The 21,748-nt window shown below is 66.0% G+C and carries 21 protein-coding genes; 8 read left to right on the plus strand and 13 right to left on the minus strand.

Annotated features, from left to right (window positions below):
- Positions 1-48: 48 nt before the first annotated feature.
- From CG471_RS18075 to dmeF, 3 genes are all read left to right on the plus strand, one after another.
- The gene (locus CG471_RS18075) at positions 49-972 is read left to right on the plus strand and encodes a phytoene/squalene synthase family protein (protein WP_099232849.1); all 924 of its coding nucleotides are present in this window, start codon (positions 49-51) and stop codon (positions 970-972) included.
- Positions 973-1,548: 576 nt separating this feature from the next.
- Positions 1,549-1,821: a metal/formaldehyde-sensitive transcriptional repressor gene (locus CG471_RS18080; protein ID WP_010335593.1), complete on the plus strand. Its 273-nt coding sequence runs from the start codon at positions 1,549-1,551 to the stop codon at positions 1,819-1,821.
- The gene (gene dmeF / locus CG471_RS18085; protein WP_099232800.1) at positions 1,818-2,846 is read left to right on the plus strand and encodes a CDF family Co(II)/Ni(II) efflux transporter DmeF; all 1,029 of its coding nucleotides are present in this window, start codon (positions 1,818-1,820) and stop codon (positions 2,844-2,846) included. Before CG471_RS18080 ends, dmeF begins: the two co-directional genes overlap by 4 nt.
- 193 nt (positions 2,847-3,039) lie before the next feature.
- Here the strand turns inward: dmeF and CG471_RS18090 are convergent, their stop codons facing one another.
- The 3 genes from CG471_RS18090 to CG471_RS18100 all read right to left on the minus strand — a co-directional run bounded on the left by CG471_RS18090 (position 3,040) and on the right by CG471_RS18100 (position 5,892).
- Complete coding sequence (locus CG471_RS18090; RefSeq protein ID WP_007706725.1) at positions 3,040-3,468, minus strand: TIGR01244 family sulfur transferase; 429 nt, start codon at positions 3,466-3,468, stop codon at positions 3,040-3,042.
- Between the two features lie 133 nt (positions 3,469-3,601).
- Entirely contained in the window at positions 3,602-5,374 is a 1,773-nt protein-coding gene (recQ, locus tag CG471_RS18095; protein ID WP_099232803.1) for a DNA helicase RecQ, read from the minus strand.
- A gap of 197 nt (positions 5,375-5,571) precedes the next feature.
- The gene (locus tag CG471_RS18100; RefSeq protein WP_099232805.1) at positions 5,572-5,892 is read right to left on the minus strand and encodes a hypothetical protein; all 321 of its coding nucleotides are present in this window, start codon (positions 5,890-5,892) and stop codon (positions 5,572-5,574) included.
- Positions 5,893-5,930: 38 nt separating this feature from the next.
- Between CG471_RS18100 and CG471_RS18105 the strand changes: the two genes are divergently transcribed.
- Complete coding sequence (locus CG471_RS18105; protein ID WP_099232807.1) at positions 5,931-7,055, plus strand: serine hydrolase; 1,125 nt, start codon at positions 5,931-5,933, stop codon at positions 7,053-7,055.
- Here CG471_RS18105 and CG471_RS18110 read toward each other — a convergent pair.
- The 6 genes from CG471_RS18110 to CG471_RS18135 form a co-directional block, all read right to left on the minus strand.
- Positions 7,052-7,837, minus strand: coding sequence for a PhzF family phenazine biosynthesis protein (locus CG471_RS18110; RefSeq protein WP_099232809.1), 786 nt, complete (start codon positions 7,835-7,837; stop codon positions 7,052-7,054). The genes CG471_RS18105 and CG471_RS18110 overlap by 4 nt on opposite strands.
- Before the next feature lie 79 nt (positions 7,838-7,916).
- Complete coding sequence (locus CG471_RS18115) at positions 7,917-9,698, minus strand: SLC13 family permease (protein ID WP_099232811.1); 1,782 nt, start codon at positions 9,696-9,698, stop codon at positions 7,917-7,919.
- A gap of 262 nt (positions 9,699-9,960) precedes the next feature.
- Positions 9,961-11,034, minus strand: coding sequence for a chorismate synthase (aroC, locus tag CG471_RS18120; RefSeq protein ID WP_099232813.1), 1,074 nt, complete (start codon positions 11,032-11,034; stop codon positions 9,961-9,963).
- Between the two features lie 31 nt (positions 11,035-11,065).
- Positions 11,066-11,872: an enoyl-ACP reductase FabI gene (gene fabI, locus CG471_RS18125; protein ID WP_004209757.1), complete on the minus strand. Its 807-nt coding sequence runs from the start codon at positions 11,870-11,872 to the stop codon at positions 11,066-11,068.
- Complete coding sequence (locus tag CG471_RS18130) at positions 11,869-12,792, minus strand: YihY/virulence factor BrkB family protein (protein ID WP_099232815.1); 924 nt, start codon at positions 12,790-12,792, stop codon at positions 11,869-11,871. The genes fabI and CG471_RS18130 overlap by 4 nt, the downstream gene beginning before the upstream one ends.
- A 56-nt stretch (positions 12,793-12,848) precedes the next feature.
- Positions 12,849-13,769, minus strand: coding sequence for a DnaJ C-terminal domain-containing protein (locus tag CG471_RS18135; protein ID WP_099232817.1), 921 nt, complete (start codon positions 13,767-13,769; stop codon positions 12,849-12,851).
- 136 nt (positions 13,770-13,905) lie between these two features.
- Here CG471_RS18135 and pdxH point away from each other — a divergent pair, with 136 nt between their 5' ends.
- Together pdxH and CG471_RS18145 are read left to right on the plus strand one after the other, a co-directional pair.
- Positions 13,906-14,481, plus strand: a complete 576-nt coding sequence (gene pdxH / locus CG471_RS18140; protein WP_099232819.1) for a pyridoxamine 5'-phosphate oxidase — start codon at positions 13,906-13,908, stop codon at positions 14,479-14,481.
- A gap of 179 nt (positions 14,482-14,660) precedes the next feature.
- Entirely contained in the window at positions 14,661-15,992 is a 1,332-nt protein-coding gene (locus tag CG471_RS18145) for a dicarboxylate/amino acid:cation symporter (RefSeq protein WP_004209753.1), read from the plus strand.
- 65 nt (positions 15,993-16,057) lie between these two features.
- Here CG471_RS18145 and CG471_RS18150 read toward each other — a convergent pair whose 3' ends face one another.
- Positions 16,058-16,942 carry a bestrophin family protein gene (locus tag CG471_RS18150; RefSeq protein WP_099232821.1) on the minus strand — a complete coding sequence of 295 codons (885 nt, stop codon included), beginning with the start codon at positions 16,940-16,942 and terminating at the stop codon, positions 16,058-16,060.
- Between the two features lie 137 nt (positions 16,943-17,079).
- Between CG471_RS18150 and CG471_RS18155 the strand changes: the two genes are divergently transcribed.
- Complete coding sequence (locus CG471_RS18155) at positions 17,080-18,408, plus strand: dicarboxylate/amino acid:cation symporter (protein ID WP_099232823.1); 1,329 nt, start codon at positions 17,080-17,082, stop codon at positions 18,406-18,408.
- Here CG471_RS18155 and CG471_RS18160 read toward each other — a convergent pair.
- Positions 18,371-18,940 (minus strand): NADPH-dependent FMN reductase, encoded by a 570-nt coding sequence (locus tag CG471_RS18160; RefSeq protein ID WP_099232825.1) that lies wholly within the window; start codon positions 18,938-18,940, stop codon positions 18,371-18,373. The genes CG471_RS18155 and CG471_RS18160 overlap by 38 nt on opposite strands.
- Positions 18,941-19,095: 155 nt before the next feature.
- Here CG471_RS18160 and CG471_RS18165 point away from each other — a divergent pair, with 155 nt between their 5' ends.
- Positions 19,096-20,025, plus strand: a complete 930-nt coding sequence (locus tag CG471_RS18165; protein ID WP_099232851.1) for a family 43 glycosylhydrolase — start codon at positions 19,096-19,098, stop codon at positions 20,023-20,025.
- A 37-nt stretch (positions 20,026-20,062) separates the two neighbouring features.
- On the opposite strand, the gene CG471_RS18170 is transcribed toward CG471_RS18165, so the two are convergent.
- Both CG471_RS18170 and CG471_RS18175 read right to left on the minus strand, forming a co-directional pair.
- Positions 20,063-20,245 (minus strand): hypothetical protein, encoded by a 183-nt coding sequence (locus CG471_RS18170; RefSeq protein ID WP_004209747.1) that lies wholly within the window; start codon positions 20,243-20,245, stop codon positions 20,063-20,065.
- Positions 20,246-20,250: 5 nt separating this feature from the next.
- Positions 20,251-21,540 (minus strand): adenylosuccinate synthase, encoded by a 1,290-nt coding sequence (locus tag CG471_RS18175; RefSeq protein ID WP_097385211.1) that lies wholly within the window; start codon positions 21,538-21,540, stop codon positions 20,251-20,253.
- Positions 21,541-21,748 lie beyond the last annotated feature (208 nt).

Raw genomic sequence — 21,748 nt, forward strand, 5'->3', positions numbered from 1 at the left:
CCCCCGGCCCCTCCCGCAGGCGGGACGGGAGAATGGAATCGCCCCGCCCTGGTCGCCCATGCCCGCGACAGCATCGCGCGGGGCTCGAAGAGCTTTGCCATGGCGTCGAAGCTGTTCGACCGGGTGACGCGCGAGCGGGCCTGGCTGCTCTATGCCTGGTGCCGCAAATGCGACGATATCGCCGACGGGCAGGACCATGGCGGGACGATGCGGGGCGTCGCCGACGGGCAGGCGCGGCTGTCGACGCTGCGGGTGCTGACCGATGCAGCGCTGCGCGGCGATCCGACCGGCGACCCGGCCTTTGACGGCTTTGGCGTCGTCATGCGCGAATGCGCGATTCCGCACCGCTATGCCCATGACCTGCTGGAGGGCTTTGCGCTCGATGCGCGCGACTGGCGGCCGCGCAGCGAGGCGGACATGCTGCGCTATTGCTATCATGTCGCCGGCGCCGTCGGCTGCATGATGGCGGTGCTGATGGGGGTCGACCCGGAGGATGAAGCGACGCTGGACCGCGCGTGCGACCTGGGCATCGCCTTTCAGCTGGCCAATATCGCCCGCGACATCAGCGAGGATGAACTGGCCGATCGCTGCTACCTGCCGGTCGAATGGCTGGTGGAAATGGACATGCCCCCCGGCGAGCATATGAAGCCCTGGCTGCGACCGCAGCTGGCGATATTGGGGCAGCGGCTGGCCGATATGGCGGCAGCCTACGAGGACAGCGCGCGGCACGGCACCGGCGCGCTGCCGGCGCGGGCAGCCTGGGCGGTGCTGGCGGCGGCGGGCATCTATGGCGACATCGCCCGCGAAGTGGCGCGGCGGGGCGAGCATGCCTGGGATCATCGCGTGGTGACGCCGGGTCGCGAGAAGCTGGGCTGGGTGATCCGCGCGGGACGGCAGGTGCCGGGACGGGCGCGGCGCTGGCCGGCAGGGGCAGCGCGGGCTGTGGAGTTGTGGACGCGGCCCACTGTTTGATGGGTTGTTTTTCCGCCATTCCCCTCCCGCCTGCGGGAGGGGCGACGAGACTTATGCGCGAAGCGCATTAGTCGCAGCGGGGTGGGCTTGTGCGACGTCCAGCCCACCCCCTTGATGGGAGTCACGTGCCTCCCATCAACCCCTCCCGTTTACGGGAGGGGAACATGACAGCTTCTGGTCGCTAACCGCTCTACCCCCGTCCGTCATGCCGGGCTTGACCCGGCATCCCGCTTTCCTACTCGGCCTTTCTCTGATCTACCCTTGGCGATGAAAGCCCGGCCCTCTTTCCAGCCCTTGCCGCCAGGCCGCTGTCGCCCGACCGGCGCACAAGTGTCGCGTCCCTGTCGCCTCACTGTCCTTTCATCGTCGCGCCGAAAGCGCGTCATCATGACCCGATTGTCGCGCGCCTGTCGCTTCACCGGCGCGGGGCAGGTGCTTGGCCGGCGCATTGGCCCGAAATCACCCGCACGACACTGTGAACTTCGACTGTCGCGTCGATTTTGGGCGCCAACTGGCGTCCCCGCCCCATCCCCAGCGCCTTGCGCGACTTATCCACATAGTATAGGGGGGTACCCTATGCACATTATCGCGGATCGGGACAAATTGCTGGCGCGGGTGCGCCGCATTGCGGGGCAGGTCAACGCCGTCGAACGCCAGCTGGCGGGCGATGCGGGCTGCTCGGAGACACTCCAACTGGTCGCCTCGGTGCGCGGCGCGGTCGGCAGCCTGATGGAGGAGCTGATCGAGCAGCATATGCGCGAACATGTCGCCCGCCCCGGCCTGACCGACGAAGCGCGCACGGCCGCCACCGAAGAAATGCTGGCGCTGATCCGCCGCTACGGGAAATGACGATGCACGACGATCACGCCCATGCGCACCATCATCATGGCGCCGGCTGCAACCACGACCACGCCCATCATCCCGCCCCGGCCGCCCCGCCGCCGACCGACAAGGATGGCGAGGAACGCCATTATTTCGACCATATCTATCTGAGCGCCGGGCATGACAAGAATGCCAGGCGCACGCTGTGGGTCGTCTGGCTGACCGCCGCGACCATGGTGGTGGAAATCGCCTTTGGCTGGATCACCGGGTCGATGGCGCTGCTGGCCGACGGCTTCCACATGGCGACCCATGCCGGCGCGCTGGCGGTGGCGGCCGCGGCCTATAGCTATGCCAGGCGCCATGCCCGCAACCCGCGCTACACCTTCGGCACCGGCAAGGTCGGCGACCTGTCCGGCTTCGCCTCCGCGCTGCTGCTGCTGCTGACTGCGCTGTTCATCGCGATCGAATCCGGCATGCGCCTGTTCGAGCCGGTGAAGGTCGCCTTTGGCGAGGCGACCCTGGTCGCCATCATCGGCCTGGTCATCAATCTGGTTAGCGCCCTGCTGCTCGGCCACGACCATAGCCATGACCATGGCCATGCGCACGGTCACGCGCATGACGACCATGATCACGACCATAAGGGGGGCCATGCCGACAATAATCTGCGCGCCGCCTATGTCCATGTGCTGACCGACGCGCTGACGTCGGTGCTGGCGATCGCCGCGCTGCTGGCCGGCCGCTATCTCGGCTGGTGGTGGCTCGATCCGGCGGTCGGCCTGCTGGGTGCCGTGGTCATCGCCCGCTGGGCCTGGGGCCTGATGAAGGACACTGCCGCCATCCTGCTCGACACCGCCGAACCCGCGCTGATGGCCAGGGTGCGCGGCCTGGTCGAAGCCGAAGGCGCCACCATCCGCGACCTGCATGTCTGGCGCATCGGCCCGCACGCCCATGCCGCGATCATCAGCCTGGCGCCCGGCGCCGACGGCGCCCGTGTCCGCGAACGGGTGCGCAGCCTGCCGCGCATGGAACATGTCACGGTGGAGTGCGGCTGAGCGTCCGCTTGAGAAAGCCGGTTCCGGCCCGCTTCCCCGCCCTGTCCTACAGAGCCGGGCCCATGTTAGGCTGCGCCCGGCTCTTTCCCATCGTCCGGCGTCCCCATCCCCCTCGCAACATGATTTCCTACTTGAGCAAGGAAATGTCGAAATGTGCGGGAAATATGGGAAGTTAAGCGGACGAAATCCTATTTCAGGCGGGCTTCAACGCATCCATGATCTGGCGCACCGGGGTCAGGTCATAGCCCGCCGCCTCGGCCTGGGCCGCCAGCACATTGGCATTGTCGCCCGCCCGCGCGCGGGTCAGCGCCCACAGCAGGGTGCTGCGCGTGCCCGAGCGGCAATAGGCCAGGATCTTGCCCTCGCCCGCCTGCTCGATCGCGGCAGCCATGCCGTCGAGCTGCCAGGGCGCGAAGCCGCCATGGGCCACCGGCACGGCCGCATAGGCGACACCGGCGTCGATCGCCGCTGCCTCGACCGCGGCACCGTTGGTCTGGCCTGGCTCCTCGTCATCGGGGCGGTTGTTGATGATCATGGTCACGCCCAGCGCCTTGGCGGTCTCCACCTGATCGACACTGATCTGGGGCGAGACATAGAGGCGGTCGGTCAGCTGGCGGAACATGGGCAAATCTCCTTCGCCCCCGCCATGCGCCCGCCCGCCACAGGATTCAAGCGTCTGCACGCCCAACCGGCATCGATGCCCCTTCATCCGTTCGTTTCGAGCCTGTCGAGAAACGGGGCCACACGCTCATCCGCTACAGATAGGACCGGATCGCCGCCAGGAAGGCATCGCCATAGGCATCCAGCTTCTTCTGCCCGACGCCGCTCACCATGCCCAGCTCGTGAATGGTCGCCGGCCGCTGCTCGGCCATTTCGCGCAGGGTCGAATCATGGAAGATGACATAGGGCGGCACCCCGGCATCCTGCGCCAGTTCGCGGCGACAGGTGCGCAGCGCATCGAACAGCGGATCGCCGACCGGATTGGCGTCGCTGCCATTGCGGGCACTGCGCTTCTTCCGCTCGCGCCGCGGCGGCACCAGGATGCGCACCTCCTCCTCGCCGCGCAGGATCGGCCGGGCATTGGGCCCCAGCATCAGCCCGCCATGCTCGGTCGTCTCCAGCGCGTCCCGCACCAGCAGCGCGCGCGACACCGGCCGCAGCAGCGCCGTCTCGTCGCCATCGACGATCGCATAGACGGAAATCTTGTCATGCCCGCGCTCGCGAATCTTGTCGGTGACGGCGCCACTCAGCACCGCCTCGATATGGCCTGCGCCAAAGCTCTGGCCGGTGCGATAGACCGCCGACAGATATTTGCGCGCGGTCTCGGTGGCATCGACACTGGCCGGCGGAGTCAGGCAATTGTCGCAATTGCCGCAGGTCGCCGGCGGATTCTCGCCAAAGTGCCGCAGCAATATCGCGCGGCGGCAGGTCGCCGTTTCCACCAGCGCCCCCAGCGCTGCGATCCGCGCCCGCTCGCCCTGCTGGCGCGCCGGTTCCAGCTCCATGATGCGCTGGCGGGCACGGGCGAAATCCTCCGCCCCCCAGAAGAGATGCGCGACCGCCGGCTCGCCATCGCGGCCGGCGCGGCCCGATTCCTGATAATAGCCCTCGATCGACTTGGGCAGGCCGGCATGGGCAACGAAGCGCACGTCGGGCTTGTCGATCCCCATGCCGAAGGCGACGGTGGCGACCATCACCATATCCTCGCTGGCGATGAAGGCGGCCTGGTTGGCGGCGCGTTGGGCCGGGTCCATGCCGGCATGATAGGCCCGCACCGCCCGGCCACCGCGCCCCAGCGTCTCGGCCAGCTTCTCGGTCGCGGCGCGGGTCGGCGCATAGACGACACCCGGCCCCGGATTGGCGGCAAGCAGATCGGCAAGCTGCCGGGTCAGCCCGTCGCGCGGATGGACGGCATAGCGGATATTGGGCCGATCGAAGCCCGAGATGATCAGCCCATCCTCGGGAATGCCAAGCTGGACGAGGATATCCTTGCGGGTGTGCGCGTCCGCCGTCGCCGTCAGCGCTAGGCGCGGGACATCGGGAAATTCATCGAGCAGCGGCCGCAGCAGGCGATAGTCGGGGCGGAAATCATGCCCCCATTCGGACACGCAATGCGCTTCGTCGATCGCGAACAGCGCAACCTTCGCCGAGCGCAGCAGATTGCGGAACCCCTCGCCGCTCGCCCGTTCCGGCGCGACATAGAGCAGGTCCAGCTCGCCATTGCGCAGCCGATCCTGCGTCTCGCGCCAGTCGGCATCGACGCTGGTCAGGCTGGCGGCGCGGATGCCGACCGCTGTCGCCGCCCGCAACTGATCATGCATCAGCGCGATCAGCGGCGAGACGACGACGCAGCAGCCATCGAGTGCCACGGCCGGCAGCTGATAACAGAGCGACTTGCCCGCGCCGGTCGGCATGATCGCCAGGGTCGGCTGCCCAGTCATGACCCGGCCGACCACCTGTTCCTGCACCCCGCGGAACGTCGTGAAGCCGAAAATATCGTGGAGCAGCGTGGGAATGTCGCGAGGCATGGATCGGCCTTAGCGAGTCAGGGCCACAGGTGCCAGTAGCGCGGAGTGTCTGTTTGAGATGCGCCAGATGGCGCATTCCGGCACCAGCCCGCTCCCCCACCCGGCCACCCAACGGCAGTATTCTATGGGTGGCCGGGTGGGGGAGCGGGCTGGTGCCGTATCAGAAATCGCTCTTTCGCGATTTCTCAAACACGCGCTTACCCCACCGGATCGAGCAGACAGCCCCAGCCCGGCTTGAAGCGCGCGGTGCGCGACGCCAGCAACGGCACATGCGCCTCGACCGCCCGCTCCTCCGGCTTGTCGGTCAGCCGCACCATCGCCATGCCCGGCTCCTTGTCGCCCTGGCAGCTGCCCATGGCGCGCCCTTCGACATAGCGGCAGGAACAGGTCAGCCGCGCGCCATAGGCCGAGCCGAGCTGCGCGCGGGCACGCAGGGTCGACCAGTTCCACGCCAGCGCGGCCAGCAGCGCGACGACGATCACCGCCGCGACGATCCACCATTTACCACGAACCGCCATGGTCCTTCTTCCCGCCTCCATGCTAAGGGCGCCGGCTTATGCAGATCGAGAAGCGAATCGTAAAGCGCCTTGCCATGGGTGCCGGACTGGTGGCGCTCGTCCTGGCCGGCACGCTGGCGGGGCGCGCGGCCCATGCGCCCGAGCCCGTCTATAGCGTCGACACCGACGCCGTGGTCAGCGCGAGCGCGCTGCGCGGCGCGATCGATCCGCTGTTCGACGACAAGGACATGGGCGAAACCCGCGCCCTGCTGGTCATGCGCGACGGCAAGGTGATTGCCGAACGCTATGCCCCCGGCATCACCCCCGACACGAAATTGCTGTCCTGGTCGATGGCCAAGAGCGTGACCGCAGTGCTGGTCGGCCTGATGGTGTCGGACGGACGGCTTGCGCTCGATTCGCCGGTGCCGGTCGCGGCCTGGAGCCAGCCGGGCGATCCGCGCGGCCGCATCACCCTGCGCCAGTTGCTGTCGATGACCTCTGGCCTCGACCATGCCGAGGATGGCGAGCCGATCACCGACGGCGATACCGTGCGCATGCTGTTCATGGACGGTGCGCAGGACATGGCGGCCTATGCCGAATCCAAGCCGCTGGCGCATGTTCCCGGCGAGACATTTTCCTACTCCACCGGCAGCACGATGATCCTGTCGGACCTGATGACCCGGATGCTGACCAACAGCCTCCATCCCGATGTGCGTCGCCGGGCGATGCAGATGTTCATCGATGGCCGGCTCAAGGCGCCGGGCAAGCTGTCCAGCCTGACCCCGGAATATGACGCCAATGGCACGCTGATCGGCGGATCGATCATGCACATGACCGCGCGCGACTATGGCCGCTTCGGCGAATTGCTGCGCAACCATGGCCGCTCCCCCAACGGCCATCAGATCGTGCCGGAAAAATGGGTCGACTATATGCGCGCGCCCTCACCCCGGAACGCGGCCTATGGCGCCCATCTCTGGCTCAACCGTGACAGCAGCGAGAGCGCGCTGATGCCGGGCCTCGCATCGGCCAGCCTGTTCGGCTGCGTCGGCCATAATGGTCAATATATATTGGTCGCGCCCGGCCAGCGGCTGACGATCGTACGGATCGGCATGTCGCCGGAGAAGGAACAGCGCACCGCCGTGAAGGCGCAACTGGCCCGGCTGATCGGCCTCTTCCCCGGTTAAAGGGTGAAGGTGCCCTCGATGACCGTGCGGCAAGCGCCGGTCATCACCACCCGGTCGCCCTCCAGCCGGCAGCCGAGCCGCCCACCCCGCGCCGACGCCTGATAGGCGCTGATCGCATCCTTGCCGAGCCGCTTCGCCCAATAGGGCGTCAGCAGGCCATGGGCCGATCCGGTCACCGAATCTTCGTCGATCCCGCCGCCGGGCACGAAGACGCGGCTGATGATGTCGCTGTCGTCGCCCGGCGCGGTCGCCATCAGCAGATTGTCGCCCAGCTTGCGCAGCGTCGCGAAGTCAGGCTCCAGCGCGCGGATCGCATCGGCATCACGATAGACGAAGATCGCATAGCCGCCATCGCGCCAGCGTGTCTCGACGATGTCGCCGCCCATCCCCGCCGCCAGCTCCGGCAGCGGCCTGGGCGCGCTGGTCCAGGCCGGCAGCGACAGTTCATAGCCCTCGTCCGCACGGGTCACGGTCAGCACCCCGGCATGGCGCGTGCGAAAGCGGATGGTCTCGCCCTCGATCAGCACATGGCCGCTCGCCAGCGTGGCATGGCCGCACAGCTTCACCTCCACCGCCGGGGTGAACCAGCGCAGCGCATAATCGGCCTCCGCATCGTCCGGCGTCGGCACGGTGAAGGCGGTTTCGGACAGGTTGTTTTCCGCCGCGATCGCCTGCAGCACCGCATCGTCGAGCCATGCATCGAGCGGCATCACCGCCGCCGGATTGCCGGTGAAGGGCGCGTCGGCAAAGGCGTCTACCTGGGTGAAGCGAAGGCGGGTCATGGCGATACTCCTGATGGATCGCCGCCTTCATGCCGGGCCCGCATCCGTGCCGACAGGGCCGGATGCGGGCAATTGGTCCCTAGCCCAGAATCACGAGCGTCGCGCACACCGCAGTGCCGACGATCAGGTTGAGCGGCACGCCGATCCGCACGAAATCGGCGAAGCGATAGTCGCCCGCGGCATAGACCAGCGCATTGGTCTGATAGCCGATCGGCGTCGCGAAACAGGCCGACGCCCCGATCATCAGCGCAATCACCAGCGGGCGCGGGTCGGTCCCCAGCTGATGCGCCAGCGCGATGGTCAGCGGCGTCAGCAGCGCCGCGACCGCATTGTTGCTGAGCAGTTCGGACAGGATCAGCGCCGCGAAATAGACGATGAAGACCAGGCTCCATTGCGGCGCGACCTGCATCAACGGCGTGATCCAGCCGACCATCAGCGCGACGCTGCCCGCCTGCTCCAGCGCCAGGCCGACCGCCAGCATGGCGAAGATCAGGATCAGCACATCGCCATCGATCGCCGCCCAGGCTTCCTCCGCATCGATGCAGCGGGTGACCAGAATCACGCCGACGGCGATGAAGGCGGCCAGGCCGATGCCGATCACGTCGAGCGCCGACAGGATCACCACTGCCGCCATTGCCAGGATCGCGATCCATGCCTTGCGCGGGCGGAAGGCGCGGGTGCGGCTGATGTCGACGCCGATCAGGTTGGGATTGTCTTTCAGCGAACGCATCGCGTCGTCGCTGCCCGCCACCAACAGCCGGTCGGCGCCGCGCACCCGCGTATCGGCCAGGTCCGGCCCCGGCAGATGGCGGGCGCGATGGATGCCGATCAGGCGGACGCGCAGGGCATGGAGGAAGGGAATGTCGATCAGCCGCTCGCCGATCGAGGGATGGCTGGGCGCGACCATCGCCTCGATCACCGTGCCCTCGCGCGCGGAGGTTTCGGAATCGGCGGCAATGCCCAGTTCGAAATCGCCCGATTCGCGCAGGGTCATGATCGCCGTGCCATCGGCGCGGACGATCAGCCGATCGCCGACATGCAGTTCCTCCTGCTCCAGGTCATGGCGTCGTATCTCGCCGGCCCGCTTGAGCCCGATCAGGGTGACCGAGCGGCCGAGCACGGACAACTCGCCAATCTCCCGCCCGACCACCTCGCTGTCCGGCGTCACGACCAGTTCGGTCAGATATTCCTGCACATTGCCGCCATTCTCCCCCGCGATCGAGGGCGGGTCGCTTGGCAGCAGGAAGCTGAGGCAGGCCAGGCCAATCACGCCGGCAATAGTGCCGGCCAGACCATAGGGAGTGATATCGAAAATGCCGAAGGGCTGCATCCCCTGTTCGGCCGCGATGCCCGCGACGATCAGGTTGGTCGACGTGCCGATCAGGGTAACGCAGCCGCCCATCACCGCCACCGCATTCATCGGGATCAGCAGCTTCTTGACCGGATAGGCGGTCGCCTGCGCCAGACGGAACATGATCGGGATCAGCAGCACGACGACCGGCGTGTTGTTGAGGAAGGCCGACAGCAGCACCGTGCCCACCGCAACTTCGACCAGCGCCAGCCGCGGATGCTTCTGCGCCCGGACCATGACCAGATCGGCGATGCGGTTGATCGTGCCGGTGCGGATCAGCGCCCCCGACAGCACGAACATCGCGCCCACGGTCAGCGGCGCGCTGTTCGAAAAGACGGAGAAGAGCGATTTCTCGTCGAGCAGGCCGAGCAGCGCGAAGGCACAGGCGCCCAGCACGGAGACGACGGTCGGGGAATAGCGTTCGCGCACGAAGGCGACGAACATGCAGGCGAGAATGACCAGGCCGATTTCCGCGCGATAAATGCCCAATAGCGCGGTGATGAAATGCATCTCGTCTTGCCCCCGTTTGATCGCGTGATCGCGTCTCTAACGGAGGTGAAACCAAATGGGCCAGCCATGGTTGCATGGCTGGCCCGTGTCGCGGCTTCAGGGGACGTTTTGACCGTCAATCCACGCATAGCGTGCTGACGCTCCCCAGGCTTACGCTCTGCCGCTCACCCTCCCGCGGGTGACCATGTCATCCTAGCGTAACATGGGTGAGTCGTCTCGCATCTTTTGCACATTCGGCGCGCGATTGGCGCGGTTCGGCGCGTCAGTCGGCCCCGCACTGGGCGCGGTGCAACAGCTTCTGGTCGGCCAGCACCAGCGCCATCATCGCTTCGACCACCGGCACGCCGCGAATGCCGACGCACGGGTCATGGCGCCCCTTGGTGATGATGTCCGACGCATCGCCTTCGCGCGTCACCGTCTCGACCGGAATCAGGATCGAACTGGTCGGCTTGAAGGCGATCCGCACCTTGACCGGCTGGCCGGTCGAAATGCCGCCCGCAATGCCGCCGGCATGATTGGCGAGGAAGACCGGGCCATCGGCGCCGGGCCGCATCGGATCGGCATTCTGCTCGCCGCGCAGCCGGGCGGCCGCAAAGCCGTCGCCAATCTCCACGCCCTTGACCGCATTGATGCTCATCATCGCACTCGCCAGTTCGCTGTCGAGCTTGGCATAGAGCGGCGCCCCCCAGCCGGCCGGCACGCCACTGGCCACGCATTCGACCACAGCGCCGAGCGAGGAACCATCCTTGCGCGCGCCATCGACCAGCGCTTCCCAGCGCACCGCGGCTTCGGCGTCGGGACAGAAGAAGGGATTCTGGCCGATCTGCGCCGCGTCGAAATTGCCATAGTCGATCGCGTCGCCGCCGATCTCGCTCACATAAGCGAAGATATCGACTTCGGGGATGACCAGCCGCGCCACTGCACCGGCCGCGACCCGGCTGGCGGTTTCGCGTGCCGAGGAGCGCCCACCGCCGCGATAGTCGCGAAAGCCATATTTGGCGTCATAGGCGTAGTCGGCATGGCCGGGACGATAGGCCTTGGCGACCTCCGAATAATCCTTCGATCGCTGGTCGGTGTTCTCGATCATCAGGCTGATCGGCGTGCCGGTGGTCTTGCCCTCGAACACGCCCGACAGGATGCGCACCTCGTCCGGCTCGCGCCGCTGGGTCGTGAACTTGGACGTGCCCGGCTTGCGCAGGTCGAGCCAGGGCTGGATGTCCGCCTCGCTCAATGCCAGGCCCGGAGGGCAGCCATCGACCATCGCGCCGATCGCCGGACCATGGCTCTCGCCCCAGGTCGAGAAGCGGAGGACGCGACCGAATGTGTTGAAGCTCATATCCGTTCCAATCCGGTCGCGTCTGCTGCTCTTACTTGTCCAGTGCGATATCAGGCGCGTCTTCGGCCTTCATGCCGATGACATTATAGCCCGCATCGACATGATGGATCTCACCCGTCACGCCCGAAGCGAGGTCCGACAGCAGATAGAGACCGGCACCACCGACATCGTCGATCGTCACGTTGCGACGCAGCGGCGAGTTCAGCTCGTTCCACTTCATGATGTAGCGGAAATCGCCGATGCCGCTGGCGGCCAGCGTCTTGATCGGGCCGGCCGAGATCGCGTTGACGCGGATATTTTCCGGGCCAAGGTCCATCGCCAGATATTTGACGCTGGTTTCCAGCGCCGCCTTGGCCACGCCCATGACGTTATAATGGGGGATGACCTTTTCCGCGCCATAATAGCTCAGCGTCAACAGGCTGCCGCCTTCCTTCATCAACTTGCGCGCGCGGGCCGCGACGGCGACGAAGCTGTAGACCGAGATGTTCATGGTCATCAGGAAATTGTCGAGGCTGGTGTCGGCATAGAGGCCGCGCAGCTCATTCTTGTCGGAAAAGCCGATGGCGTGGACAACGAAGTCGAGCTTTCCCCAGCGCGCCTCGATCTCGGCAAAGGCCTCGTCCAGCTTCGCCATGTCGGACACGTCGCAGTCGATCAGGAAGTCCGAGCCCAGCTGTTCCGCCAGCGGCTTGACGCGCTTGGCCAGCGCCTCGCCCTGGTAGGAGAAGGCCAGTTCCGCGCCCTGCGCATGCAGTTGCTGCGAAATACCCCAAGCCAGCGACTTGTCGTTCGCCAGCCCCATGATGAGCCCGCGCTTTCCCGCCATCAAGCCTGTCATATCGTCGTTCCGTTCCCTTTGTCCTGCACGGTGCCGGCTGCTTCGTCTTCCGGAAATTCCGCCAGTGCCGCATTCAATTCGGCGCCAATTACCACGCCGAGCCCCACGAGAAAGAAAAAAATGAGGGTGATCATGACACCGGCCAGACTGCCATAGGTCCGGTCATAGCCGCCCAGCATCGACAATGTGACCGGCAATAGCAGAGTGACGGCATACCACCAGAGTGCGGTGGCGGCGGCGCCGGGCCATTTGGGAAAGCGCTTGTCACGGTAGAGCGACGGGGTCAGCGAGACATAGAGCGAGTGGAGCGCCACGCATAATATCGCCATCGGCACCAGCTTGGCCGAGGAAACCCAGGCGATCGCCTCGTCCGCAAAGGGCAGCAGCCGGTGGAGCAGCTGGTCCACCGCCGTTATCATCACCTGCATCGAAAAGGCGAACATCACCGCCAGCACGCTGACCAGCGTGATGCCGACCGACGCCAACCGATAACGCCAGAAGGGCTTGGTGCTCTTCGTCCCATAGGCACGGCGCAATATGTCGCGGATCGTCTCGATCAGGCTGCCCACGGTCCAGAGCCCCACCAGACCGCCGAACCAGAGCAGATTGCCGGAACGCGCCTGCAACACATCGCTGATCGGCTGGCGCACGACATCGGCCACGCCGCGCGGCACGGTATAGAGAAAGGCATTCACCGCCGACAGCCCGTCCGACGTGCGGCCAAAGACGCTGGCGACGGCGGCTGCGACGATGAAGAAGGGAAACAGCGTCATCAGCGAGAGATAGGCCAGGTTCCCCGCATGGATGAACCCGTCGCTATAGACGCCCACCATCACCCGCTTGGCGATCTCGAAGCTGCGCGATCCCGGCCGGACCCGATCGATCTGGCGATGGAATTTCTCCTGCGCCTGCGCCGCCATGTGGCGGCGCGACTCCGGACTATAGGGGGAAGGCAGCGGCACCCTTGCCGAACGTCCTAGACGCCCAGATGGGTCCGCACCGCGCGACCATCCTGCCAATCCTCGACCAGCTGGAGGATCACCGGATCATCGGCAGGCACATCGATCAGCAGGGTCACAAGCTGGTCGCCGCGCTGGCCATCCTTGCCGGTAAAGCCCTTGCCGCGCAGGCGCAGCGTCTTGCCCGATGTGGTGCCGGCCGGCACGCCCAGCATCACCGGGCCATCGACGGTCGGCACCTTCACCTTGCCGCCCTTCACGGCTTCGTTGATGGTGATCGGCAGGTCGAGCAGCACATTGTCGCCGTCGCGCTTGAAGAAGGGGTGCGACTTCACCTCGATGGTGACGATCGCGTCGCCCGAACCGCCCGCGCCCGGCTGCCCCTTGCCGGTCAGGCGCATCTGCGTGCCGGTTTCGACCCCGGCGGGCAGCTTCAGGTCGATCGTCTTCCCGTCCTGCAGGGTGATGCGCTGCGGCGCCAGCGTCGCGGCGTCGACGAACTGCACCGCCAGCCGATAGGCGACATTGGCCCCCTTGGCCGGCGGCGCGCCGCGACCAAAGCCGCCAAAACCGCCGCCACCCCCGGCGCGACGGCCCGCGCCGCCGAACAGGCCTTCGAAAATATCGCCGAAATCGGCCCCACCCTCGTTGAACTCGAACCCGCCGGGACGGCCCCGCCCGCCGCCACCGCCGCCAAAGCCGAAGGGCGCGGTCGGATTGCCATCGGCATCGATCTCGCCCCGGTCGAAGCGGGCCCGCTTGTCCTTGTCCGACAGCAGGTCATAGGCGTTGGTCACGGCCGAGAATTTCTCCGCCGCCTTCGGATTGTCCTGATTCTTGTCGGGGTGATATTGCTTGGCCAGCTTGCGATAGGCGGACTTGATCTCCGCTTCGCTCGCGCTGCGCGCCACACCCAGAGTGGAATAGGGATCCGCCATCTATCATCCTGTTATGCTGAAACCGGTATCTGCCGCATCACGGCCATATCGCCCCTATGTGGCCGAAGGCCGGGCATCGTTCAAGCTGCGGCGCATCCGTATCGACAGTGCGGTGCCGGGAATCTAAGGCAGGGTCATGACCGATCCCTTCGCCCTTTTCGACGAGTGGTATGCGCAGGCGCGCGAGACCGAACTCAATGACAGCAACGCCATGGCGCTGGCCACGGCCGATGCACAGGGCCGCCCGTCGGTCCGCATGGTGCTGCTCAAGGGCCATGGCCCCGACGGCTTCGTCTTCTACACCAATTTCGAAGGGCGCAAGGCCGGCGACCTGCTCGCCAATCCGCATGCCGCCCTGCTGTTCCACTGGAAGTCGGTGCGCCGCCAGATCCGGATCGAGGGCAGCGTCGGCCCGGTCGACGACGCCACCGCCGACGCCTATTTCGCCACCCGCAGCCGCGACAGCCAGCTCGGCGCCTGGGCCTCCGACCAGTCCCGCCCGCTGCCCTCGCGCGCCGTCTTCATGGATCGCTATGAAGAGGTGCGCGCCCGGTTCGAGGGCGGCCCGGTGCCGCGCCCACCCCACTGGTCGGGCTTCCGCCTGACCCCGGAACGGATCGAGTTCTGGCAGGACCGCGAGCATCGCCTGCATGAACGACGCGTCTTCACCCGCCAGGAAAATGGCTGGAACGAGGGGCTTCTCTACCCCTGAGCGAGCATCATGCCATTGTCCTGCCGTAAAACAGGGCGCGGAATATGGTGGCTCATTCGTCTATCCCCGCACAGTCCAAGCCTGCCCGATTGCGGGCTGGCCGGGCGCCTGTTAGGTGTCACCACCCAGCAGAACAGAATGAATGCGCGGGCGGACCGCTCGCTGGCTAGAGGAATATAATGCGAAATCGACTGACGGCCTACATCCTGACAGGCATGGTCCTGGGCGTGATCGTGGGCTTCGTGGCCAATCTCTGGGTCGGCGGGGATGAAGCGCTGGCCAAGGATGTGGCGGGCTACTTCCATCTTCTGGCCGACATCTTCCTTCATCTGATCAAGATGATCATCGCGCCGCTGGTCTTTTCCACGCTGGTCGCGGGCATCGCCCATATGGGCGACAGCGCAGCGCTGGGGCGGATCGGCGGACGCGCGCTCGCCTGGTTCATCATCGCCAGCCTGATCTCGCTGACCTTGGGCCTGATCTTCGTCAATTTCTTCGAACCCGGCGCCGGCCTCAACCTCGTCCGGTCGGGCGCGGATGCGGGCGTCAACACCGAAGCGCTCAACTTCCGCGACTTCATCCTGCACGTCTTCCCGACGTCGATGATCGGCGCGATGGCGGACAACCAGATCCTGCAGATCGTCGTCTTCTCGCTGTTCGTCGGCGTCGCGCTGACCGCCATCGGCGAAAAGGGCAAGCCGATCATCACCGTGATCGAGGCGCTGGTCGAACTGATGCTGCAGGTCACCGGCTATGTCATGCGGGTCGCGCCGCTCGCCGTGTTCGGCGCGCTCGCCTCGTCGGTGACGGTGCAGGGCCTGGGCGTGCTCAAGACCTATGGCGCGCTGGTCGGCGAATTCTACATCGCCCTCATCTGCCTGTGGGTGCTGCTGTTCGGCGCGGGCGCGATCTTCCTTGGCAAGCGCATGTTCAAGCTGATCCGCTATGTCCGCGAGCCGATCCTGATCGCCTTCTCGACCGCCTCCTCGGAAGCCGCCTATCCCAAGATGCTGGAACAGCTCGACCGGTTCGGCGTGCCGCGCCGCATCTACAGCTTCGTGCTGCCGCTGGGCTACAGCTTCAACCTCGACGGCTCGATGATGTATGCGACCTTCGCGACCATCTTCATCGCCCAGGCCTATGGCATCGACCTGCCGATCGCGACCCAGATCACGATCCTGCTCGTCCTGATGGTCACCAGCAAGGGCATCGCCGCCGTGCCGCGCGCCTCGCTGGTCGTCGTCGCCGCCACGCTCGGCCAGTTCGACCTGCCGGTCGAGGGCGTCGCCTTCATTCTGGCGGTCGATCATTTCATGGACATGGGCCGCACCGCGACCAACGTGCTGGGCAATGCCATCGCCACCTCGGTCATCACCAAGTGGGAAGGCATGCTGGAAGTGGAAGAGCCGGTCGACGTGCCCCATCCCAAGGCGCCGGCCCATACCCCGTCCCACGGCCGGGCGGGGCTGGAACTGGCCTCCGACATGGTCGACGAAGACCGCAAGGGCTAAGGCCCGCGCTTCAATGCCAAAGAAAAAGCCCCGCCTGCATGTTGCCGGCGGGGCTTTTTGTTACCTTACCACAGGACACCACGCACCGGCGTGACGGGGTCTGGCGCCGGATCGCCGATCGACTGGAGCAGGTCGATCTCGATCGTCCGACACATGGCGGTCAACGGCACGTCATGCACGCTGTCGGCGAAGGGATCGGTCAGATCGTCACCAATCCGCAGCACCGCCATGAACATCAGGCCCGCGACCGTCGACCCCAGCGGCGTGGCGAAACCCAGCGTCTCGACCAACCCGATCGGCAACAGGATGCAGAAGAGGTGGGTGAAGACCACCGGCAACAGTCGATACTGGAAGGGAAGCGGCGTGTTCTTCAGCCGCTCCATCCCGCCCTGGGCATTGGCGATGTCGACCAGCACCTTCTCCATCTGGGTCTGCTGGATGGTGTCGATCCAGCCTTCCCGCCGCGCCATGTCGATCCGCCGGCCGGTGCTGTCGAGCAGGCCATTGGCCGGATTGGCCCGCGCCAGCGCCTTGCCCTGATCCTCCTCGCGCAGGAATTTGGTCACGTCCTCGCCGATCGTCTGACGCCGCAACTGGCAGCGCAGCGCATTCACATAGGCGATCTGGCGCTTCACGATCTCGCGCTTGAGGTCGCGGGCCTCCGGGTCGGGCAGGAAATTGCGCGCCGACCGCGCCAGGCTGCGCGAGGCGTTGATCATCGCCCCCCACAATGTGCGCCCTTCCCACCAGCGCTGGTAACTGCTGTTCGACCGAAAGCCCAGGAACAGGGCGAGGGCCGAACCGAAGATGGTGAGCGGCAGCGAAGGGGCCTTGAACGGCAACAGATAATAAGCGGCCGTGACCGCACAGTCCCACACGAACAGCGCGGTCAGCGGTTTCCACACTTCCGATGCGATCCGGCGCATGCTGGGGACGGCATCAACGATCATGCAAGACTCCTTCTGGTGAACCGGCCCAACGCCCGAGCATGTGGCTATGCTCCGTCGATGCCCTAACGAAACGAAATATTGCCGGCCGCGCAACCCGCTTCCGCATGGCTCGTTGGTCGGGAGGAAGAGGAGAGGCCATGAGTGATCCGGGCACAGAGGAACAGGCGGGCCGGCGCGCGGCCTTCTCGCTACAATGGCAGATGCTGGTCGGCTTCCTGATCGGCCTCACTGCCGGACTGGTCGCCTATGCCGTAACCCCCGGCGCGCCCTGGATCGATGCGGTCACCCGCTATCTTACCGGCCCGATCGGCCAGGTCTTCCTGCGCCTGCTGTTCATGCTCGTGATCCCGCTGCTGGTCTCCGCGCTGATCGTCGGCATCGCCGAAATGGGCGAGATGCGCTCGCTGCGCCGAGTAGGCCTGCGCACCCTCGTCTACACGCTGATCGTGTCGGGCATCGCCGTCGTCATCAGTCTGGCGCTGGTCAACCTGCTGCAACCGGGCAGCGGCGTCGATCCGGCGCAGGCGCGTGCGCTGCTGGCCGATGCCGGACAGGGGGCCAAGGCGATCCTTGATCGGGGCGCCGACACGCCGACCGGCATGCAGGCGCTGATCGCGATCGTCCCCGACAATGTGATCGCGGCGATGGCCGACAATGACATATTGGCGGTGATGGTCTTCGCCCTCTTCTTCGGCATCGGCCTGGTGCTGGTGCAGACGAAGGAAACGAAGCTGCTGCTCGACGCGATGGAGGGACTGTTCGCGGTGACGATGCGCCTCATATCGATCGTCATCCGCCTGGCGCCGATCGCCATCGCCTGCTTCATGTTCAACCTCGCCGCCCAGTTCGGCTGGGACTTGCTGGTGCGCCTGTCCGCCTATGTCGGGGTCGTGTTGCTGGCGCTCGCGATCCAGATGTTCGGCATCTATTCGCTGCTGATCGCCCTGCTGGCGCGCCGGTCGCCGCTGCGCTTCTTCGCCGCCGTGCAGGAAGCAAGCGTCATGGCCTTTGCCACCGCCTCCTCCAACGCCACCCTGCCGACCGCCATCCGCGTTGCGGAGGAGAATCTGCACCTGCCGCGTCGCATCGCCCGCTTCGTCCTCACCATAGGCGCCACCGCCAACCAGAATGGCACGGCGATGTTCGAGGGGATCACCGTCCTGTTCCTCGCCCAATTTTTCCATGTCGACCTCAGCCTTGGCCAGCAGCTGATGGTGATGCTGGTCTGCATATTGGGCGGGGTCGGCACGGCGGGCGTGCCGGCCGGGTCGCTGCCGGTGGTAGCGATGATCCTGGCGATGGTCGGCATCCCGCCCGAGGGGATCGGGCTGGTGCTGGGCGTAGACCGGCTGCTCGACATGTGCCGCACCGCGCTCAACGTCACCGGCGACCTTGTGGCTGCGACGGTGATATCGGCGCGCGAGGAGATCAGCGCTGCGCCTTCGCCGCCTGCGCCCACCAGATGAGCGTGTCGGCGAAACCCGCAAAGCCCCGATCCAGCGCCGCCCCGCCTTCGCCCTGGGGCCGGGCCTGCTCATCCAGCACCTGCTGGATCTGACCGACGCTGAAGCGCTCGGGCATCACCGCCATGCCCATGGCGGACAGCGTCACCGTCCAGTCGGCATGGCTGTTCACCCCGGCAAAACGGCCCATCGAATAGCTCGCGATCGCGGCCGGCCGGCGGTCGAACTCCTTGAGATAATGGTCGACCAGATTCTTGAGACCGGGCTGCATGCCGCGATTATATTCGCCGGCGACGAAGACGAAGGCATCGGCGGCGGACAGGCGCTCGGCAAGATGCGCCATGGCGGCAGGCGCCTCGCCGGCCGGATAGTCGCTATAACGCAGGTCGAGCATCGGCAGGTCGATCGCCTTGGCATCGACCAGTTCAGCCCTATGCCCCAGCCCTTCAAAGCCGCGGATCAGATAGTCGGCCAGCCGGATACCGAGCCGGTCTCGCCGATAGGAGCCGTAGAGGACGAGGATGTCGAGTGCCATGCGGAGCCTCCTGCTTGGATATCGGCTGTCTTGTCGCATCCTGCCCCGATCGGGTCCAGTTGGCCTTCTAATCTTTCAATATTTCACGATGCGAAATTGCATTTCACATGACGGAACGCCATCATCGCATCAATGATCGATATGGGAGGATGCGGATGAAGAGGATGGCGCTGCTGGCCTGCATGGGCCTGCTGATGGCCAATGGCGATGTCGAACCAGGCAAGCCGATCAGCCCGCGCTTTGCCGGCGACCCGTCGCCGCACTGGTTCGACGATCGCTGGTATCTCTATGCCACCGACGACGCGTCCAATTCCGGTCGCTACTGGGACAGCACCAGCTGGCGCCTCTACAGTTCGGCCGACATGAAAAGCTGGCAGGATGACGGCGCCTTTCTCGACGTCACCACCTTCACATGGGCACGCCCCGATGCCAAGGCCTGGGCACCCGAAGTCGCCCGGCGCGACGGGCACTATTATTTCTACGCGCCGATCGGCGGCGACCGGATCGGTGTCGCCGTGGCGGATCGGCCAGAAGGTCCCTATCGCGATGCGCGCGGCGACGCGCTGATCGACAAGGCGCGCGACGCCAATGCCGGTGCCGAGCCGATCGACCCCGCCGTCTTCATCGACAAGGACGGACAGGCCTATCTCTATTTCGGTACCCGCGTGCCCAAGGTGGTGCGTCTGAAGCCCGACATGATCCATGTCGACGGCCCGATCATGGACGTCGTCGTCACCGGACTGCCGGCCAGCGACCCCAAGAAGAAATATGGTGAGGCGCCCTATCTCCACGCCCATAAGGGCCGCTATTATTTCAGCTTCTCGACCGGCTGGCCCGGCCAGATCATCTACGGCACCGCCGCCTCGCCGCTCGGTCCCTTCGCCTATGGCGGGGTGATCCTCGACTATCTGCCGATCTCGACCAATCATCAGGCGATCGTCGAGCGGGACGGCAAGAGCTGGCTCTTCTATCATGACAAGCTGTTGCCCGGTGGCGGCGATCACCGGCGCTCGATCACCATTGCGCCACTGACCTATGCCAAGGACGGCGGCATCCAGCCGGTCGAGCGCCACGCCCCGGAATGAGGAAAGGCCGGACGTTTCCGCCCGGCCTTCTCATCTCTCAGCGCAGTTTGGCGATCGACAGACCGTCCTGCTTGGCGCGGGTCTTCACCGATTCCTCGCTGCGGGTCAGCGCCTTGGCGATCGCCTTCAACGCCATGCCCTTCTTGGCGAGCGTGTGCAGCTTCTGGACCTCATCCTGGGTCCAGGGCTGCTTGTGCCGCTCGAAGCGTTCGCCGGCCATGCCCCTTAATCCGCGAAGGGATCGCGGACGAGGATGGTGTCGTCGCGTTCCGGGCTGGTCGACACGAGCGTGACCGGGCAGCCGATCAGTTCCTCGATACGGCGGATATATTTGATCGCCTGTGCCGGAAGGTCCGCCCAGCTGCGCGCGCCGGCCGTGGTTTCGCTCCAGCCAGCGATGCTTTCATAGATCGGCTCGGCCTTGGCCTGGTCCTGCGCATGGGCAGGCAGATAGTCGAAGCTCTGGTCGCCGATCTTGTAGCCGACACAGATCTTCAGTTCCTCGAAGCCGTCGAGCACGTCCAGCTTGGTCAGCGCAATGCCGGTCACGCCCGAAACGGCGACCGACTGGCGCACCAGCACCGCGTCGAACCAGCCGCAGCGGCGCTTGCGACCGGTGACGGTGCCGAATTCATGGCCCCGCTCGCCCAGCCGCTGGCCGACGTCATTTTCCTGCTCGGTCGGGAACGGGCCGGAACCGACGCGGGTGGTATAGGCCTTGACGATGCCCAGCACGAAGCCGGCGCCGTTGGGACCAAGACCGGTACCGCTCGCCGCCGTGCCCGCCACCGTGTTGGACGAGGTGACGAAGGGATAGGTGCCATGGTCGATGTCGAGCAACGTGCCCTGCGCGCCTTCGAACAGGATGCGCTTGCCTTCCGACTTCGCCTTGTTGAGCGTCAGCCAGACCGGCTTCACGAAGGGCAGGATGAAGGCGGCGATCTCGGTCAGGTCGGCCATCAGCTGGGCGCGGTCGATCGGCGCTTCACCGAAACCAGCGCGCAGCGCGTCATGATGGGCGGTCAGGCGATCGATCTGCAGATCGAGATCGTCGAGATGGGCGAGGTCACAGACGCGGATGGCACGGCGACCGACCTTGTCCTCATAGGCCGGGCCGATGCCGCGACGGGTGGTGCCGATCTTGCCGGCGCCCGATGCGTCTTCGCGCAGACCGTCGAGGTCGCGGTGGAAGGGCAGGATCAGCGGGCAGGTCTCGGCGATCTGCAGGTTTTCCGGCGTGATCTCGACGCCCTGGCCCTTGAGCTTGGCGACCTCGTCACGGAAGTGCCAGGGGTCCAGCACCACGCCATTGCCGATCACCGACAGCGTGCCGCGCACGATGCCCGACGGCAGCAGCGAGAGCTTGTAGACCTTCTCGCCGACGACCAGCGTGTGGCCGGCATTATGGCCGCCCTGGAAACGGGCGACGACATCGGCGCGCTCCGACAGCCAGTCGACGATCTTGCCCTTACCTTCGTCACCCCATTGGGCGCCGATCACGGTAACATTTGCCATGGATACACTCCTCCGCCCGCCGCGCGGACCGGCCATGCCCTTCGACGGGACTCGGCATGCCGGTGGAATAGGATGAGCGGGGTACGCCCTGTGCGGGGCGCGCGTTAGCCGGGCAGGGCCGATGCGTCAAGGTTGGAGCGCCATTACACTTTGATACCAGGTGCCGGCTTTACGACCGAATGCGCCCTCGCGATCATGGCGACACAGG

This window comes from Sphingobium sp. IP1 (genome assembly GCF_002708645.1).
Lineage (GTDB): Bacteria > Pseudomonadota > Alphaproteobacteria > Sphingomonadales > Sphingomonadaceae > Sphingobium > Sphingobium yanoikuyae.

Excerpts from the sequence above, each read along its gene's own strand:
- CG471_RS18110 (WP_099232809.1), bottom strand. The coding sequence starts at position 7,837 with ATGACCCGCCTTCGCTTCACCCAGGTAGACGCCTTTGCCGACGCGCCC.
- CG471_RS18175 (WP_097385211.1), bottom strand. The coding sequence starts at position 21,540 with ATGGCAAATGTTACCGTGATCGGCGCCCAATGGGGTGACGAAGGTAAG.
- CG471_RS18145 (WP_004209753.1), top strand. The coding sequence starts at position 14,661 with ATGCGAAATCGACTGACGGCCTACATCCTGACAGGCATGGTCCTGGGC.
- CG471_RS18160 (WP_099232825.1), bottom strand. The coding sequence starts at position 18,940 with ATGGCACTCGACATCCTCGTCCTCTACGGCTCCTATCGGCGAGACCGG.
- CG471_RS18165 (WP_099232851.1), top strand. The coding sequence starts at position 19,096 with ATGAAGAGGATGGCGCTGCTGGCCTGCATGGGCCTGCTGATGGCCAAT.
- aroC (WP_099232813.1), bottom strand. The coding sequence starts at position 11,034 with ATGAGCTTCAACACATTCGGTCGCGTCCTCCGCTTCTCGACCTGGGGC.
- pdxH (WP_099232819.1), top strand. The coding sequence starts at position 13,906 with ATGACCGATCCCTTCGCCCTTTTCGACGAGTGGTATGCGCAGGCGCGC.
- fabI (WP_004209757.1), bottom strand. The coding sequence starts at position 11,872 with ATGACAGGCTTGATGGCGGGAAAGCGCGGGCTCATCATGGGGCTGGCG.
- CG471_RS18130 (WP_099232815.1), bottom strand. The coding sequence starts at position 12,792 with ATGGCGGCGCAGGCGCAGGAGAAATTCCATCGCCAGATCGATCGGGTC.
- CG471_RS18090 (WP_007706725.1), bottom strand. The coding sequence starts at position 3,468 with ATGTTCCGCCAGCTGACCGACCGCCTCTATGTCTCGCCCCAGATCAGT.
- recQ (WP_099232803.1), bottom strand. The coding sequence starts at position 5,374 with ATGCCTCGCGACATTCCCACGCTGCTCCACGATATTTTCGGCTTCACG.
- CG471_RS18150 (WP_099232821.1), bottom strand. The coding sequence starts at position 16,942 with ATGATCGTTGATGCCGTCCCCAGCATGCGCCGGATCGCATCGGAAGTG.
- CG471_RS18155 (WP_099232823.1), top strand. The coding sequence starts at position 17,080 with ATGAGTGATCCGGGCACAGAGGAACAGGCGGGCCGGCGCGCGGCCTTC.
- CG471_RS18105 (WP_099232807.1), top strand. The coding sequence starts at position 5,931 with ATGCAGATCGAGAAGCGAATCGTAAAGCGCCTTGCCATGGGTGCCGGA.
- CG471_RS18135 (WP_099232817.1), bottom strand. The coding sequence starts at position 13,769 with ATGGCGGATCCCTATTCCACTCTGGGTGTGGCGCGCAGCGCGAGCGAA.
- CG471_RS18170 (WP_004209747.1), bottom strand. The coding sequence starts at position 20,245 with ATGGCCGGCGAACGCTTCGAGCGGCACAAGCAGCCCTGGACCCAGGAT.
- CG471_RS18115 (WP_099232811.1), bottom strand. The coding sequence starts at position 9,698 with ATGCATTTCATCACCGCGCTATTGGGCATTTATCGCGCGGAAATCGGC.
- CG471_RS18100 (WP_099232805.1), bottom strand. The coding sequence starts at position 5,892 with ATGGCGGTTCGTGGTAAATGGTGGATCGTCGCGGCGGTGATCGTCGTC.
- dmeF (WP_099232800.1), top strand. The coding sequence starts at position 1,818 with ATGACGATGCACGACGATCACGCCCATGCGCACCATCATCATGGCGCC.
- CG471_RS18080 (WP_010335593.1), top strand. The coding sequence starts at position 1,549 with ATGCACATTATCGCGGATCGGGACAAATTGCTGGCGCGGGTGCGCCGC.